This is a genomic window from Novipirellula rosea (assembly GCF_039541335.1).
Classification (GTDB): Bacteria; Planctomycetota; Planctomycetia; order Pirellulales; family Pirellulaceae; genus Novipirellula; species Novipirellula rosea.
The window spans coordinates 72,900-87,572 of sequence record NZ_BAABGA010000024.1 but is presented as its reverse complement, the minus strand read 5'-3'; the positions used below and the strand labels follow the sequence as shown (position 1 = coordinate 87,572).

Here is a 14,673-nt window from a genome sequence, read left to right as displayed (position 1 = left end):
AGTTCGACGTACCTGACCCTTGTGAGGGTGCACTCGGTTGATCGTCGGCCTGATCGCCGGCATTGACCGCGGGCGGCGAATCGAGTGGTTCAGGTGAGCTATTCGATGAGCATCCGACGAACGGAACGCAACAAATTGCGGCCAAAAATGTGAAACGAATGGTATTGAACATCGATCATTTCCGTTGCAAGTTAGAAAAACTGAGTTTTACAAAAACAAAATATTGCGCACTTCGGCTCCGCCTGTCCGTGAGGAAGCTCACACAATGACGAAAATCACCAACACCTCGATTGATTAAAAGGGAGTAATCCAAAATGGGGATTCAGTCCAATTACGTTCGCAGCGTGCTGCTGTTCACTTCGTTAGCGTTTGCAGTTTCGTGGTCGATCCCACGTCATGTTAAACGCATTTTCCAGTTACAGCCCACTGTCCAACAGGTGCAGTTTCCGGTTCTGGGCGGTACTGGGTTTGACTTGAGCCAGGCAACGATTCCGGTTCGGGAGATTCAATCCGGTGGTCCTCCGAAAGACGGCATTCCCGCACTGTCAAATCCAAAGTTGGTTTCGGCAGCGGAAGCATCCTACCTCGGGCCGAGTGATCGGGTGGTGGGCGTCGTGTCGGGTCGCGAATCACGTGCCTACCCGCTGGCGATTTTGAACTACCACGAAATCATCAATGATCGAATCGGCGAATTACCGATCGCCGTGACCTATTGTCCGCTGTGTGACTCGGCTGTCGTATTTGATCGTCGGACTCCTCTGGGTGAACGAGAGTTCGGTGTCTCGGGATTGCTCTACAACAGCAACGTATTGATGTACGACCGATCCAACGCGGAAAGTCTCTGGTCGCAGATAAAAGGAGAAGGGGTTTCGGGACCTGGCGCCAGAATGAAGTTAACCGTTCTGCCGATGGAACTCACCACGTGGGCTGCATGGCAAGCTCGCCATCCAAACACCACTGTGATTTCATCGGAAACCGGACATCGGCGAAACTATAGAACCAGCCCGTATGCAGGTTACTTCCAACAGCCCAATTTAATGTTCCCAGCGAAACCGATCAGCAATGCGTTGCCATTGAAGGAACGCATGATCGGAGTTTGGGATGATACCGCCGCACTGGCGATTCCCGTTTCGGCATTTGCAGGGAAGTCGACGCAGATCGAGAAGTCGCTTGGCAGCAAAAAGTTCACCGTAGCATTCGATGCCAAAGATCAAACGATTCGAGTCGTCGAGGCGGATGCTGGACTGCAGTGGATGAATACATTTTGGTTCGCATGGTATGCGTTTCGACCTGGAACCGAGATAGCTGGTCGCTGACGTTGCCCTCCGGCATTTCCTATTTAGAATCGTTTTCACATCGCATACCGGCGCTCGATGGCATTCAAAATTCGTGACTTCGAGATTCCGCGTTTTCAAATCGGCATGATGGCGTTATTTGGATTCCTGAGTTGATGGAACGACACGTTTGCAACAACCCTTGAACCGGACTGTGCCGCTTTCGCCCAAAAACACCTTGGCGGTAGCGGTTGGGAAATTGGCAAACACGGGTAGTGTCAAGCCGTGCGAAAACTTAACGCCGCGACCGATACCAGCGGTGCAACGTTTCCGATGGAATGCCCAAGCAAAATCCGGCGATGCAAAGTTGGTTGATGAGTGTGGTTTTTAGAATCCCCAGTCGCAACCACCGGCGTGCGGACGTTGTGACGGCGGCTTTGGTCAGCGAGATGCTGCCGTATTTCCGCAAGCGGCTGCCAATCTCGACGTCTTCCATTAACGGCCAATTTGGAAAACCGCCGATCTTGAAAAAACAGCTTGCGGACACAAACAACCCCTGGTCCCCGTAAGGTCGCCCGAGAAAACGCGACCTCAAGTTCACACCTTTCTCAATCCATCTCAATCCAAAATCGTCACCGTCGATCCGCAATGAGAACGCGCCCGCGATCACGCCGTGCTGGAGTGTCGCCCGAACATGCTGATGAAACGAGTCCGGCACCTGGGTGTCAGCATGCAGAAATAACAGCACGTCGCCAGTCGCGATCGCCGCGCCCGCGTTCATCTGTCTCCCTCTCCCAGGTTTGGCAGAGACGATCGTCGCCCCCATGTGTCGCGCGATGTCGATCGTCGAATCCTCGCTGCCGCCGTCCGCGACAACGACTTCGACATTCGGAATCCCGACCATTCGGCTAAGCGTCTGTTCAATACAGCGTTCTTCATTCAGTGTCGGTACAATCACCGACAAGACACCATCCCGAGTCTGGGGAAGCACGTTGCCGAAGGCCTCGGGATTACGACGACAGATAACCAAGTCCTCGGGATAGTCGACATCCGAAAGCGTTTGCAAACGATGTACTTTGCATTGCGAGTGCTTTGCGTTTGCAATGGTATCTCGCAATACGCTTCCGCTTCCCCAGTCGATCCCATGAAAGAGTTGAGGCTGATTCGTGTTCAGCCCAATCAGGTAGTAACCACCGTCGATTGCCGGCCCCAGGACCACATCGGCGTGTGATAATGCGTTGATTGCTTCGTCGAGAACCGTCGAAGAAATTTCGGGACAGTCTGATCCGATCACGACGACTCGTGTTGCCCCCTCGTTGAACGCGACAGCAAATGCGTCGACTAGTCGCTCTCCCAAACTTACGCCTCGTTGCAGGAGATAGCGTTTTTCCGTTCCAAACGCTTCTCGCATCAACGTTGGATCGCCGCCTACGAACCGAACTTCTAAATCGCAGGGACGGTCCGCGCGATAATCACTCGCCACCCCCAACGTCAAACTCGTCAATGAGTGCTGTAGGCGTGCCGCGCGCTCGGCACCGAGCGCGGGGATCATCCGGGTCTTCGTCAAGCCAGGAGTTGGATATCGTGAAAACACGATCACGCGATGAGGCTTCGCCGAAAACGTGGTTGATCCCGACGGGTCGCCAGTGAGTTTCTCGATTTGATTCGCGGTCACTTCGTTACCCCGCCTTGCCATTGACATAGGCTACCGTCAACGGTTGTTGCGGTTTGTCGAATATACAGGCGCCGGTCCCGTGTTCGATCAACGTGCCCGTACCGTCGGTCGCCCAGAAGAAAGCGGCATAATCGGCGACCCGCCGCGCTTGCTGCAAGTTATGGGTCACGATGACAACGGTGTACCGTCCTCGGAAATTCTGCAGCAGCTCTTCAACGACACTGCTAGCCAACGGGTCCAGGGCACTACATGGTTCATCCATCAATAGAACTTCGGGGCGCAAAGCGAGAGCGCGTGCGATGCAAAGCCGTTGCTGTTGGCCGCCCGAAAGTGACAACGCGGATGAATCAAGTCGATCCTTCACCTCTGCCCACAAGCCGACGTCCTCAAGAACGCTTTCGATGATTTCCGTCCGTTCACTTCGCTGCCGAAAACCGTGTTCCTTCAAAGGCATCTCGATATTTTTGCGAATCGAAAGAGGAAAGGGATTTGGTTTTTGAAAGATCATTCCGACGCGACGGCGGAGCGAGATCACATCCTTCGTCGCTTGCACGTCGAGCCCGCCAATCGTAATGTTTCCCTCGACACGGCATCCAGCAATCATGTCCGTCATGCGATTCAAACTACTCAAGAAGCTTGTCTTTCCGCAGCCCGATGGCCCAATCAACGCGGTTACACATCCGCGGTTGATCGTCAACGAAATTCCGCTCAAGACGCGAGCATTCCCGTAGTGAACCGCAAGATCGTCGACTTCGATCAATGGTTCGGGAATACAGCATGGTGGTCCGGTATCGAGGGGACCGAGGGTGAACCCGTTGTGTTCCGGACAATTCGCCTGTTCGCAGCCACCGCGGTCAGGGCGTTCTCTGTTTTCTGATTTCATGTCACCACGATCCTTTTTCTCAACCAACGATTGGCAGTCCAACTCGCACTCGCGTTGATGACGATCAACATCGCAATGAGAACCAATGCGGAGGCATACGCATATCGATCACCGCCAGCAACATTCATCGATAAGTCAAAAATGTGAACGGATAAGGAACGCCCGGAATCGAACAACGAACCGGGGACACGATCCACGTATCCGCTAGTAAAAATCAGCGCCGCGGTCTCCGCTAATGCGCGGCCGATACCCAGCACCAATCCAACGACGATCCCGGGTACTGCGGCTGGCAACAACAGTTGCACAAGCGTCGCAGTTCGAGATAACCCCAACGCCGCCGCACCCATGCGATATTCGTTCGGAACCGAGCGAAAACCTTCCTCGGTCGCTCGTATCAGGATCGGCAGCACCATACACGATAGCGTCAGCCCTCCTGATAAAATCGAAAACCCGAGTCCCAAATAGATACAAAAAAATGCGTTGCCAAACAGCCCGAATACGATCGAAGGCACGCCTGCGAGAACATCCAAACTGCGGCGCACCAGCATTCCAAACGTGCTTTCCGCCCGTGTCAGTTCGCTCAGTAAGATCGCGGTTCCCAATCCGAGCGGGACCGAAACGAGCATTGCCACGAACAGGATCAGTAGCGTTGAAATGATGATGGGAAAAATCCCTCCATCGCGTCCCGCATTTCGAGGCGTTTCGGTTAAAAAACTCCAAGAGATCGACGGCAGACCTGCGATGACGATGTCCGCCAATATCCAAACAAAAATGCCACTGACCAACGCTGCGATGGACCATGCCACACAGGTTGCCAGTGTATCAAACAATACGCTGACGGCTGAACGCGAATAGGTTTGAGGATGACTAGCCATGAATACGCCCCTGACTGACCCATTCAGCGAAGCCGACGAGCACGATGACCATCGCCATCAACAGCAGCCCCGAAACGAACAATGCCGAGCGATGGCCGTCCATCGCGTAAGCCATCTCCAATGCAATGTTTGCTGTAATCGTTCGGACGGGTTGAAAAATGCGGGTTGGGTTTTGAACGACATTGCCAGCAACCATCAATACCGCCATCGTCTCGCCGATCGCTCGGCCTGTTCCCAGTAGCACCGCCGTGAACAATCCTGACCGAACCGCTGGAAAAACGACGCTAGTGACGGTTCGTCCGCGCGAAAGCCCTAGTGCCGCGGATGCTCGTAGGTACTCCGACGGCAGATTGTCAAAAGCGGCACCGACCAGCAACGCGATCGTCGGTAGAATCATAATCGTCAGGATGATGATCGCCGACAACAGGCTGGTTCCCGGCGGATGCCATCGCGAAATGAGTGGAACAAGCACCACCAGCCCCCACAGGCCATAGACTACCGAAGGAATCCCGGCGAGCAGTTCGATCATTTTACCGTACGCTCGTCTTAATCGTCGCGGTGCATAGAAATGGGCGAATACCGCCGAGCCGATCCCAAGCGGTGCGGCCAATAGAACTGCGCCCGCAGTTGCCAGTGATGTCGCCGCAATCATGGGAACAAGATTGAATTGTCCCTTCGTCGGTCCCGCCGAAGGATGCCACGATGAGTCGGAAGCAAAGCGCTGAACACCGACATCGCGAAACGCGGGTAACGATTCCCAAATCAGAAAGCCTACAATTAGCACGGTGATCGCCCCCGTCAGCAATCCGCAGCCGCGAAGCAGCCAAACGAGAATGGTATCACTGGGAAAGCGGGACAAAGTACTGCTCCAAGATGATCTCATTCACATCGCGTGAGCGAGCAAACGCAATGAACTCCTCCACGATTCCGGTGGGCTCGCTTGTCACGACCAGATTCAACGGCCGCGACAATGGAAACGTGCCGGCTCGTACGTTTTCGATGGACGCCGCAATGCCCGCCAGTGGCAGCAGTTTGATCGCGACGTCGTGAGTGGCATCGTATTCAGCGGTTCCAACCGAAACGTAACTTATGGCGTTGGGGTTACCGGCAACGGTCTTGATTCCTTGTTCGTTGTCACCGATCACGGCATCGGCTTTGATTTGTGCGTTGTCCAAATCGAAATGGCTTACGAATAATTCCAGCGTGGATCGACCTTCGGCTTTATTGACGACGGTGATGGGCGCGTCTGATCCGCCAACTTCTTTCCAATTGTTGATGCGGTCTGTATAGATAGCCACAATCTGATCGTCGGTCAGTGATGTAACGGGATTGTCTCGATGCACGATGACACAGATCCCGTCTCGAGCGATCGTGAACGCTGTTAGATCCTGTTCACCGGTCTTCAGGTCTCGCGAGACCATTCCGATATCTGCAAGTCCGCGGCGTGTGTCGGCAACGCCTCGTGAGGAGCCGCCGCTTTGCACATCGACCCGCACTCCGGGATGCTGAGCTTCAAATTGTTTGGCGATCTCACCGATCAATGGCGCAACCGTGCTCGACCCTGTCAGCACAATTTGCTTCTTGTTCTTATCAGCATCGTTTGACGAGCAACCGAGGAAGACGAAGCACAGTAGTGTCAGGGCGAAAAGCGTGGTTGTTCTCAGGAGACGTGGGCGTGGAATCACGATGCCTCCTTCGACGCAAACGTTACCGTGGCTCCCTGGCATCCCGATCCGCATCCGGCGGTGCAGCCAAAGCAATGCCGGCCGGTTTGGATTATGCGGTCGCCAAGTCTCGAGGGATCGAAATCTGAAATATGCTGTGGCAGGTCCGCAGACAATCCCATGTTCAACATCTGGTTGAAATCGCAGTCGAATAGGTATCCCTGCCAATCCACCGAGATCATCCTGCGACACATGACGCCATCGACGGTGAGCGGATTGAAGCTATCGATCAGCTTCTGCATGTACACATCGAGTTGGTCGCCCTGGAGCAGTTCATCGAGAAACCGGCTGATCGGAAGATTGGTAATCGTGTGTAGTTCCGAAAAGACAATGTCGTATCGCGTTTTCAGCTCGTCACGGTAGGTCGCTTCGAGTTCGTGTTGCGACGGCGGCAATGCGGTTCCAGTGGGATTGTAAACGAGCGTCAGTTTCCGCCCCAAACCGGGGTGTCCGTAGCCAAGTTGGTTCAAACGTTTGAGTGCGTCAATGGAACGTTTGAAAACGCCGTTGCCGCGCTGGCTATCACAATTTTCTTCCATGTAACACGGCAAAGAGGCGACAACCTCGACATCATGCTTGGCTAGGAACTCGGGTAAATCCTTGAATCCATTGGCCATTAAGATCGTTAGGTTACAGCGGTCAATGACTCGACAACCAAGCTTGTGCGCCTGCTCGACGATCCAACGAAAATTGGGATTCATCTCCGGTGCGCCCCCGGTAATATCCAGGGTGGGAATGTCGTTGTTCGCAAGCACGTCGATGATCTGCTCGGCCGTTTCTCGCGACATGCTCTCGCGACGGTCTGGCCCCGCGTCCACGTGGCAGTGCGTGCAAGTTTGATTACACAACTTGCCCACGTTGATTTGCATGACGTCGATGCCAGTGGCGCGAAGATTCTCTAAGCCGCTCGACCGCAGCTTCTCGTTGAAGTAGGGTTGTCGCGGTTTCGCTACTCCTTCGAGAATTTCTCGCTGTATGGCTGCGTTAGTGAGTTCGCTTTTTTGCCTTAGCAGTGATAATTGCATGTTGGTTCCTTGCGTAGCCCAGGCTTCCAGCCTGGGACAATTGGATGCATGGATGAGACCCAGACTGGATGCCTAGGCTACGGTCTAGCAGCACGAACCTTCGTCGCTGCAGCCATTCGTCGCTTCGGTGGTCGCGTGATACTCGAGGCCTTTCGTTTCACGCGGATGACGTCGCGTGCTGCGCCGGCAATCGAGCGGCTTCGCATCTTCCAACGGCACAACGACACGCGGCTCAATCGCGTCAAACATGTTCGTATACGGTTCTTGCTGAAGCAGATTGAACGTCTTGTCACAAACAACCATCCGCTCGCCCCGGAAATACGTGTGACCATCATCATCCTGGACTTTCTTAAATGGGCCGCGATACGACACCGCTTGCCCGCGTTCCAAACAAGGACCTTGCTTTCCCTTGTGCGCAACGACTGTCACACTGCGAAACTCAATTCCCTCCACCGTCCTCCAAGGCTCGCTTTGTCGCTTGACGATTTCGATTCCGTGAAAGCCTGCATCCTCGAACGCTTCAAGAAACTCATCTTCACGAAACGCGCCAGTGATACAGCCCGACCAAAGTTCCGGGTCCTGTTGCAGACGCTGCGGGACACTTTCGTCGCTGACAATATCGCTAATTGCAGCGCGGCCTCCGCGACGCAAGACACGGAAAATTTCAGCAAACAATTGTCGGCGATCTTGTTGCCGGACAAGATTCAGTACACAGTTGGACAAGACGCAATCGACCGATTCGTCAGCGACGAGTGGTTGTTCGCGACGTAATCGTTCCTCGGTGTGGCGGAGCTCGAGATAGCCAGCCGGATCGTTCACGGGATGTGCTGACAACTCGCCAGCAAGTTGATCCAGATCGAGAGCTAAATCCTGAATCAGACCGTAGCGAAAATCGACGTTTGCGTAACCGAGCTGCTCGGCCACCGCGGGTGCATGCTTGCGAGCGAGCCCCAGCATTTCACGGTTACAATCGACCCCAATCACGCGTCCTTCGGGACCGACGACCTGGGCCGCGATGTAACACAACTTGCCACCTCCGCTGCCCAGATCCAGCACCGTTTCGCCTTGGCGAACGTAGGGCGTGGGATCGCCGCATCCATAATCCCGTTCAATGATTTCTTGAGGGATCACCTTCAACAAGTCGGTTGAGTACTGGACCGGGCAGCAAAGCGCGGGTTCGACTGCTTGGGCGGCAGCGGCGTATCGCTGGTAGACCGACGACTCGGCGACTTGTTTTTCGTCTAACAGAGCTGTTTTCATAGGACCGACTTCCCTTCGGATGCGAGTTAAATATTCCGTAGCCTAGGCTTCCAACCTGGGTGTGCTGGCCCCAGGCTGGAAGCCTAGGCTACGGCAAGCCGAAACTTGGTTAATCGCAAGGGAAGACGCTGGACCTACAAAATCCTTACACAATTCCAAAAAGGTTTTTCGCAGTCACCTAACGTGTACCTGAACCTCCAGAAGGTGCAGAACGCGTCCCCGACCCACTCGGAGATGTGTAGCTTTGTGTTGGCGCGGAATAAGAAGACGAAGGCATCGAATTGCTCGAACCAGACCCCTGATAGGCCGGCTGAGAATAAGAGGACGACTCCGAATAGACGGGCGATCCATACCCGGACGAAGGAGCGGAGCAGCTACCGTTGCGACAGGAACCAGCCTGTCGGCACCCTGAAAAAGCAATGCAACCAAAGGCAACGAAGCAACAAAGGGACGCGCTGGCGAGTAATTTACGAGACATGGGTTTCCTTGCGAAAATTCAGCTTGAGATTGCTTGGAACGAGAATTCCTTTCCTCTTCCATCGGACCTGCAGTGCGGTTGACAATGTGAGCCGACACACAAAACGCCCGAATCGAACGGCAAATAGGCGATTGCTGCTGCTTGACCGCTCAGACGATACGAGCTTCTTAATCGCTCCGTCTGTGAAATGGCTTACAATTCGGCGAATGCCAGCGGTGAAAGAGAATGCTGCCGAATTGGGTTTTTGGATGCTTCGTTACAGAGGGCGACCTCGACCACGACCGAGGTCGTCGACGTATCCGATGACAGTGACCGTCGGGTTTCGTTTTAGCTTGCGGTCTTTTTGGCCGTAATCCGGGCTTCCAGTCAGCGGTTTAGCGTGGTCCCACGCTAGAAACCTAGGCTACTACTGAGTTCTTGGATCTCGTGATTTAGAATGCGATCGTTCTCGGAGTAATCGACCGGTACTTCGATCAGATGGACCCCGGGCGAATCCAGGCAGTGGGACAGCAACGGCAGTAGTTCCTCACTCGACGCGACGCGATGCCCGTTTGCGCCATAAGCTTCCGCATACTTGACGAAGTCAGGGTTGCCGTAGTCCAGTCCGAAATTCTTCAGCCCCATGTTCGCCTGCTTCCATTTGATCATGCCATAGGCGTCATCGCGGAGAACAAGGACGACGAGATCGAGATTCAACCGCACGGCTGTTTCCAGTTCCTGTGAATTCATCATGAAGCCGCCGTCGCCGCAGATCGCCATGACTTGCCGATCCGGATGGACCAGCTTGGCTGCCATCGCTGACGGCAACCCGGCTCCCATCGTTGCCAATGCGTTGTCGAGCAACACTGTGTTTGGCGCGGTTGCCTTGTAGTTTCGTGCGAACCAAATCTTATAGACACCGTTATCCAGTGCGATAATTCCTCGTTTTTGCACTGCGTTTCGGACATCCGCGACCAACCGTTGTGGATAAATCGGAAAGCGATCATCGTCGGCACCTTGGGCAACGCTGGCCTCGGCCGCGCTGCGAACGGTCATGAAGCGAGAAAAGTCCCAGTTCGGCTGCGGCTCAAGATTCTCCTTCAACCGCCAGATGCTATTGGCGATATCGCCTTCGACCTCGACTTGCGGAAAGTAGACCGGATCGACTGACGCCGACGAGAAGTTGACATGGATGACCTTGACGCCTCCGGCACGCATAAAGAACGGCGGCTTTTCAACCACGTCATGGCCGACGTTGATGATCAGATCCGCCGCCTCGAACGCGAGGTGGACAAAGTCGTTCGACGAAAGAGCGGTGTTGCCGAGAAACAACGGGTCTCGCTCGTCAATCACGCCTTTGCCCATCTGAGTCGTTGCGAAGGGAATCCCCAACTTGGCCACGAACTGGCGCAGCATGTTGCATGTCCGTTTGCGGTTCGCGCCGGCACCCACCAATAACAGGAGCGACTTGGCAGCACGAATCATCTCTACAGCCGCATGAATGGACTTGTCTTCGGCGACCGGTCGCCGGACAAGGCTGGCGGGAATCGGTACTTCGTCGACCTGCTCAGCGGCGATGTCTTCCGGCAATTCAAGGTGCACTGCGCCTGGTTTCTCTTCTTGTGCCAACCGCATCGCTTCGCGGACTCGTGATGGAATGTTGGCTCCGCTGACCAGTTGTCTCGTGTACTTCGTCAACGGACGCATCATGTCGACGATGTCAATGATCTGGAACTGGCCTTGCTTACTGGTCTTAACCGGCTTTTGCCCCGTGATCATCAGCATCGGCATGCCGCCGAGCTGAGCGTACGCGGCGGCGGTAACCAGATTTGTTGCCCCCGGCCCAAGCGTGGAGAGACAAACTCCGGATTTGCCGGTCAGCCGTCCATAGGTTGCTGCCATGAAACCGGCAGCTTGTTCATGTCTGGTGAGGATCAGCCTGATATTCGACCGCGATAGTGAATCGAGGAAATCGAGATTCTCTTCACCTGGAATGCCGAAGACGAATTCAACGCCTTCCTTCTCTAGGGCTGTCACAAATAGATCGGAGGCTTTCATGATGATTCCTGCTTGAGTAGTCTTTCCGTTTAGACGACACCGTAAGCCATTATGGCATCAGCGACCTTGATGAACCCGGCGATATTTGAGCCACGAACATAATTCACAAATTTGTCGGTCTGACCATACTCAACACACTTGTCGTGGATATCGTGCATGATGGTCTTCAGCTTCTCGTCGACTTTTTCGCGACTCCACGAAAGTCGCAAGGCGTTTTGACTTTGCTCTAACCCCGATACCGCAACACCGCCAGCATTGGCGGCCTTTGACGGACCGTAAAGCACCCCGGCTTTCAGGAACGCATGAGAACCAGCCAGTTCGGTAGGCATGTTGGCACCTTCACAGACGGCTTTGACTCCGTTGCGAATCAACGCTTTCGCATCGTCCCGACTGATCTCGTTCTGCGTGGCACACGGAAAGGCGACATCGCACGGCACATTCCAGGGACGTTCATCGGCATGGAAGGTGACACCATCGAACTTGTCGGCATACTCCGAGATTCGCGCCCGACGCACCTCTTTGAGATCTTTGATGAAAGCGAGTTTCTCGGCATCAATTCCCGCTGGATCGTGAACGAAACCGGATGAATCGGACATGACGACAACCTTTGCGCCCCGTTCGGCAGCTTTCTCTGCAGTATAAATCGCGACGTTTCCCGATCCCGATACCACGCACGTCTTTCCCTCGAGACTATCACCAATGTGGTTGAACATGTTTTCACAGAAGTAGACGCAGCCATAACCGGTCGCCTCGGTCCTGACGAGACTGCCGCCGAAGGTCTGTCCTTTGCCGGTCAAAATTCCAGCGAAACGATTTTCGAGGCGTTTGTATTGCCCAAACAGATAACTGATCTCACGACCGCCAACCCCGATATCGCCGGCCGGAACATCGGTGTCTTCTCCGATGTGGCGATGAAGTTCGATCATCAATGATTGACAGAATCGCATGACTTCGCGATCGCTCTTTCCTTTGGGGTTGAAGTTCGCGCCGCCTTTGGCCCCGCCCATCGGCAGTCCCGTGAGACTATTCTTGAAGGTCTGTTCAAAGCCGAGGAATTTCAGGACGCTCAACGTGACGTCGGGATGAAACCGCATTCCGCCTTTGTACGGCCCGATCGAATTATTGAATTGTACTCGCCACGCCCGATTCGCTCGAATGTTGCCTGCGTCGTCTTCCCAAGTGACGCGAAAGATGACGATTCGATCCGGCTCCGTCATCCTTTCGAGTATCTGAGCATCTTTGTATTTGCGATGCTTTAGCACGAACGGCATCACGGTTTCAACGAACTCTCGCACCGCTTGGTGAAACTCCGGTTCCCCGGGATTCCGCCGCTCGAGCCCCTGCATGAAGCACTCAGTTTCTTCGCACTGTTCAATCCACATTCAATCGTCTCCGGCTTTTTTGACAAAAGATTCCACACACACGGGCAACTGTGGAATGTGACGTTGGAAGCTGAGACTTCTTACAGAAGGGATGGCTCGTTGCGACCAGAATTCGAAAGATAAATCGCGAACGCGATCGACATAGATCATTTGGTTTGAACGTAGCTTAGGGACCCCTAGGCTACATCATGACGGCAAGAGCCTCACGGAAATCATCAACGCTTCCTTGATAAGAACGACGTCCATCGCAGAAGCTGACATGCCTGTTATCTATCGCGGTTGTTTGTTCTTCAAGCTGTTGAGCTTCCAATCGTAGTTCAGCCAGTCCGGCTGCGGCGCGGTGCCGTTTTCCACTGCCAGCTTCAATTTGGTTGAGTAGTTTGCCGCAAACTGGGAAACGCTGCCGGCGACCTGCTCAAAATCGCCTCCGTACCAGTTGTAGAGTTTTGTTAGCGATAACTGGTTGGACGAGGGATCGAATTTGAACCAGGTTTTGTGTCGATGCACGTACTCGGTCTGCGCTTGCAATTGTTCGTCAATTCGATTGGCCACGTACGCCTCATTACGCAGTGGCGGACACCCCACCGCTGCACAAACCAATGCGAAATGGACACGTGGTTCGGCAAACTTGGGTCGAATCTGCTCGTGTTCAATCTGGTTCAAACTTAACTCGTGTCCCCCGATATTGCAGCGTACTGCGTCCCAACGTTTGGATTCGGGAATATCCATAATCGAGTCGATTGGCATGTGATCGAGGATCAACTTCAATGTCGACGCGTTGTAACCGTTGATCAGCAGAGCCAGCTTCTCGTCGCGTCCCATCTCGTCAAACGGTGCAGCAGCGACCGTACTGAGGTAGTTGTCGAGTTCTGCTTCGTCATCCTCCAGGCCTTCGTAGTCGACCCATCCATCGTCGTCGACATATTTTTTCAGCAAGGCATCGAGCGTCGAATGATCCATCGTCGGGCCTGCAGCATTCGCGGAATACGCTTCCTGCAATTCAACTTGCGGCGGCCCAAAAAGGCTTGCCAACTTTCGTTCGATCGATCCCGCGTTGAGGCATGTGTAGGTTGCTGCGGCAACAAGTATCATTGCAGCACTCGCCAAGATCACGGTGTTTCGTGCTCTCGGAGCTGGCCGTACGTTTGGCGGTGCCGGATCGCTAACTGCGGATTGCTCGTTTTCCGGTGCCTCTTGCACTTGTTCCTTCAGCTTGCGGTTTGCCAATCGTGTGACATAAACCGTCACAAAGGCGGTCGCCAATAAGCCAACCGCCAGCATCGCCCACTCGAATGTCGTGCGTTCTCGATCGGCGCCAACCGCTGCGCCCGTCACATGCCCGATGTAAACGTACAGAAATGTACCGGGAAGCATCGCGATCCAACTGCTCACCGCGTAGGGCCAAAATCGTACGGGCGTCAGTCCATACATGTAGTTCTGGACGTTGAAGGGGATTGCCGGTGACAGACGCAATAAGCCGACAATTTTCCAGCCGCCTTCCCCGATGGATCGATCAATCGCACCAAAATGGCGGTTGCCGCTCGCCATCGCTGCGACTTTATCCCTCGCTCCGTAGCGAGCAATCAAAAAGGCTAAGCAAGCTCCCAAAGTCGATCCGACCGAAACGGCAGCGGTCCCGACGCCGAGTCCGAACATCGCACCGGCCGCCAGAGTCAGGATTGTGCCAGGAAAAAACAGTACGGTCGCGACAATGTACAGCAGCGCCAAGACAATTGGCCCCCAGAATCCCAGTCCGGCGATCCAGCCTTTCATCGCTGACATTGCCTGGTCAACCGGCAACGAGCGGACGATCGTCAACAATGCACCGAGGATCACGAGCGTAGATAGCCAGCGAACAATCGTCACAAACTTTTTCATTTTCTCATCGTTAACAGCAGCATGATCGCTGCTATGCGAACTTGCTTGCGGCAAAATACTTGTGTTTTCCACGGTGCCAGCCAGGTTTTGCGTCAATGAAGTGAAACCACCCTTCATGTGGTTTTTGTTGTTGAAGTAGAAGACGCACCCGCGGTCAATTCCTTACAGAATTCTGCAGCACT

11 protein-coding genes are annotated in these 14,673 nt (G+C 54.2%); 1 reads left to right on the top strand and 10 read right to left on the bottom strand.

The features are described 5' to 3' along the window. Nucleotides 1-314: 314 nt before the first annotated feature. Nucleotides 315-1,316, top strand: coding sequence for a DUF3179 domain-containing protein (locus tag ABD971_RS09480; protein WP_345321485.1), 1,002 nt, complete (start codon nt 315-317; stop codon nt 1,314-1,316). Nucleotides 1,317-1,569: 253 nt separating this feature from the next. On the opposite strand, the gene ABD971_RS09475 is transcribed toward ABD971_RS09480, so the two are convergent. The 10 genes from ABD971_RS09475 to ABD971_RS09430 form a co-directional block, all read right to left on the bottom strand. Further along, on the bottom strand, nt 1,570-2,949 hold the full coding sequence (locus ABD971_RS09475; RefSeq protein ID WP_345321483.1) for a TIGR04283 family arsenosugar biosynthesis glycosyltransferase: 1,380 nt from the start codon (nt 2,947-2,949) through the stop codon (nt 1,570-1,572). A gap of 4 nt (nt 2,950-2,953) precedes the next feature. Then, nucleotides 2,954-3,832, bottom strand: a complete 879-nt coding sequence (locus ABD971_RS09470) for a phosphate ABC transporter ATP-binding protein (RefSeq protein WP_345321481.1) — start codon at nt 3,830-3,832, stop codon at nt 2,954-2,956. Beyond that, nucleotides 3,829-4,707 (bottom strand): phosphate ABC transporter permease PstA, encoded by an 879-nt coding sequence (gene pstA / locus ABD971_RS09465; protein ID WP_146593961.1) that lies wholly within the window; start codon nt 4,705-4,707, stop codon nt 3,829-3,831. Before pstA ends, ABD971_RS09470 begins: the two co-directional genes overlap by 4 nt. Beyond that, a complete protein-coding gene (gene pstC, locus ABD971_RS09460) occupies nt 4,700-5,566 on the bottom strand; it encodes a phosphate ABC transporter permease subunit PstC (RefSeq protein WP_345321474.1) in 867 nt (288 codons plus the stop codon). Before pstC ends, pstA begins: the two co-directional genes overlap by 8 nt. Continuing rightward, complete coding sequence (locus ABD971_RS09455; protein ID WP_345321472.1) at nt 5,547-6,392, bottom strand: phosphate ABC transporter substrate-binding protein; 846 nt, start codon at nt 6,390-6,392, stop codon at nt 5,547-5,549. The genes pstC and ABD971_RS09455 overlap by 20 nt, the downstream gene beginning before the upstream one ends. After that, entirely contained in the window at nt 6,389-7,456 is a 1,068-nt protein-coding gene (gene arsS, locus ABD971_RS09450) for an arsenosugar biosynthesis radical SAM (seleno)protein ArsS (protein WP_345321470.1), read from the bottom strand. Before arsS ends, ABD971_RS09455 begins: the two co-directional genes overlap by 4 nt. 84 nt (nt 7,457-7,540) lie before the next feature. Further along, on the bottom strand, nt 7,541-8,716 hold the full coding sequence (locus ABD971_RS09445) for a methyltransferase domain-containing protein (RefSeq protein ID WP_339942425.1): 1,176 nt from the start codon (nt 8,714-8,716) through the stop codon (nt 7,541-7,543). 868 nt (nt 8,717-9,584) lie between these two features. After that, nucleotides 9,585-11,231 (bottom strand): acetolactate synthase large subunit, encoded by a 1,647-nt coding sequence (locus tag ABD971_RS09440; RefSeq protein ID WP_345321467.1) that lies wholly within the window; start codon nt 11,229-11,231, stop codon nt 9,585-9,587. A 29-nt stretch (nt 11,232-11,260) separates the two neighbouring features. Further along, nucleotides 11,261-12,613: an NADP-specific glutamate dehydrogenase gene (gene gdhA, locus ABD971_RS09435; protein ID WP_339942423.1), complete on the bottom strand. Its 1,353-nt coding sequence runs from the start codon at nt 12,611-12,613 to the stop codon at nt 11,261-11,263. A 270-nt stretch (nt 12,614-12,883) separates the two neighbouring features. After that, nucleotides 12,884-14,608: a VTT domain-containing protein gene (locus ABD971_RS09430; protein WP_345321465.1), complete on the bottom strand. Its 1,725-nt coding sequence runs from the start codon at nt 14,606-14,608 to the stop codon at nt 12,884-12,886. Between the last annotated feature and the right edge of the window lie 65 nt (nt 14,609-14,673).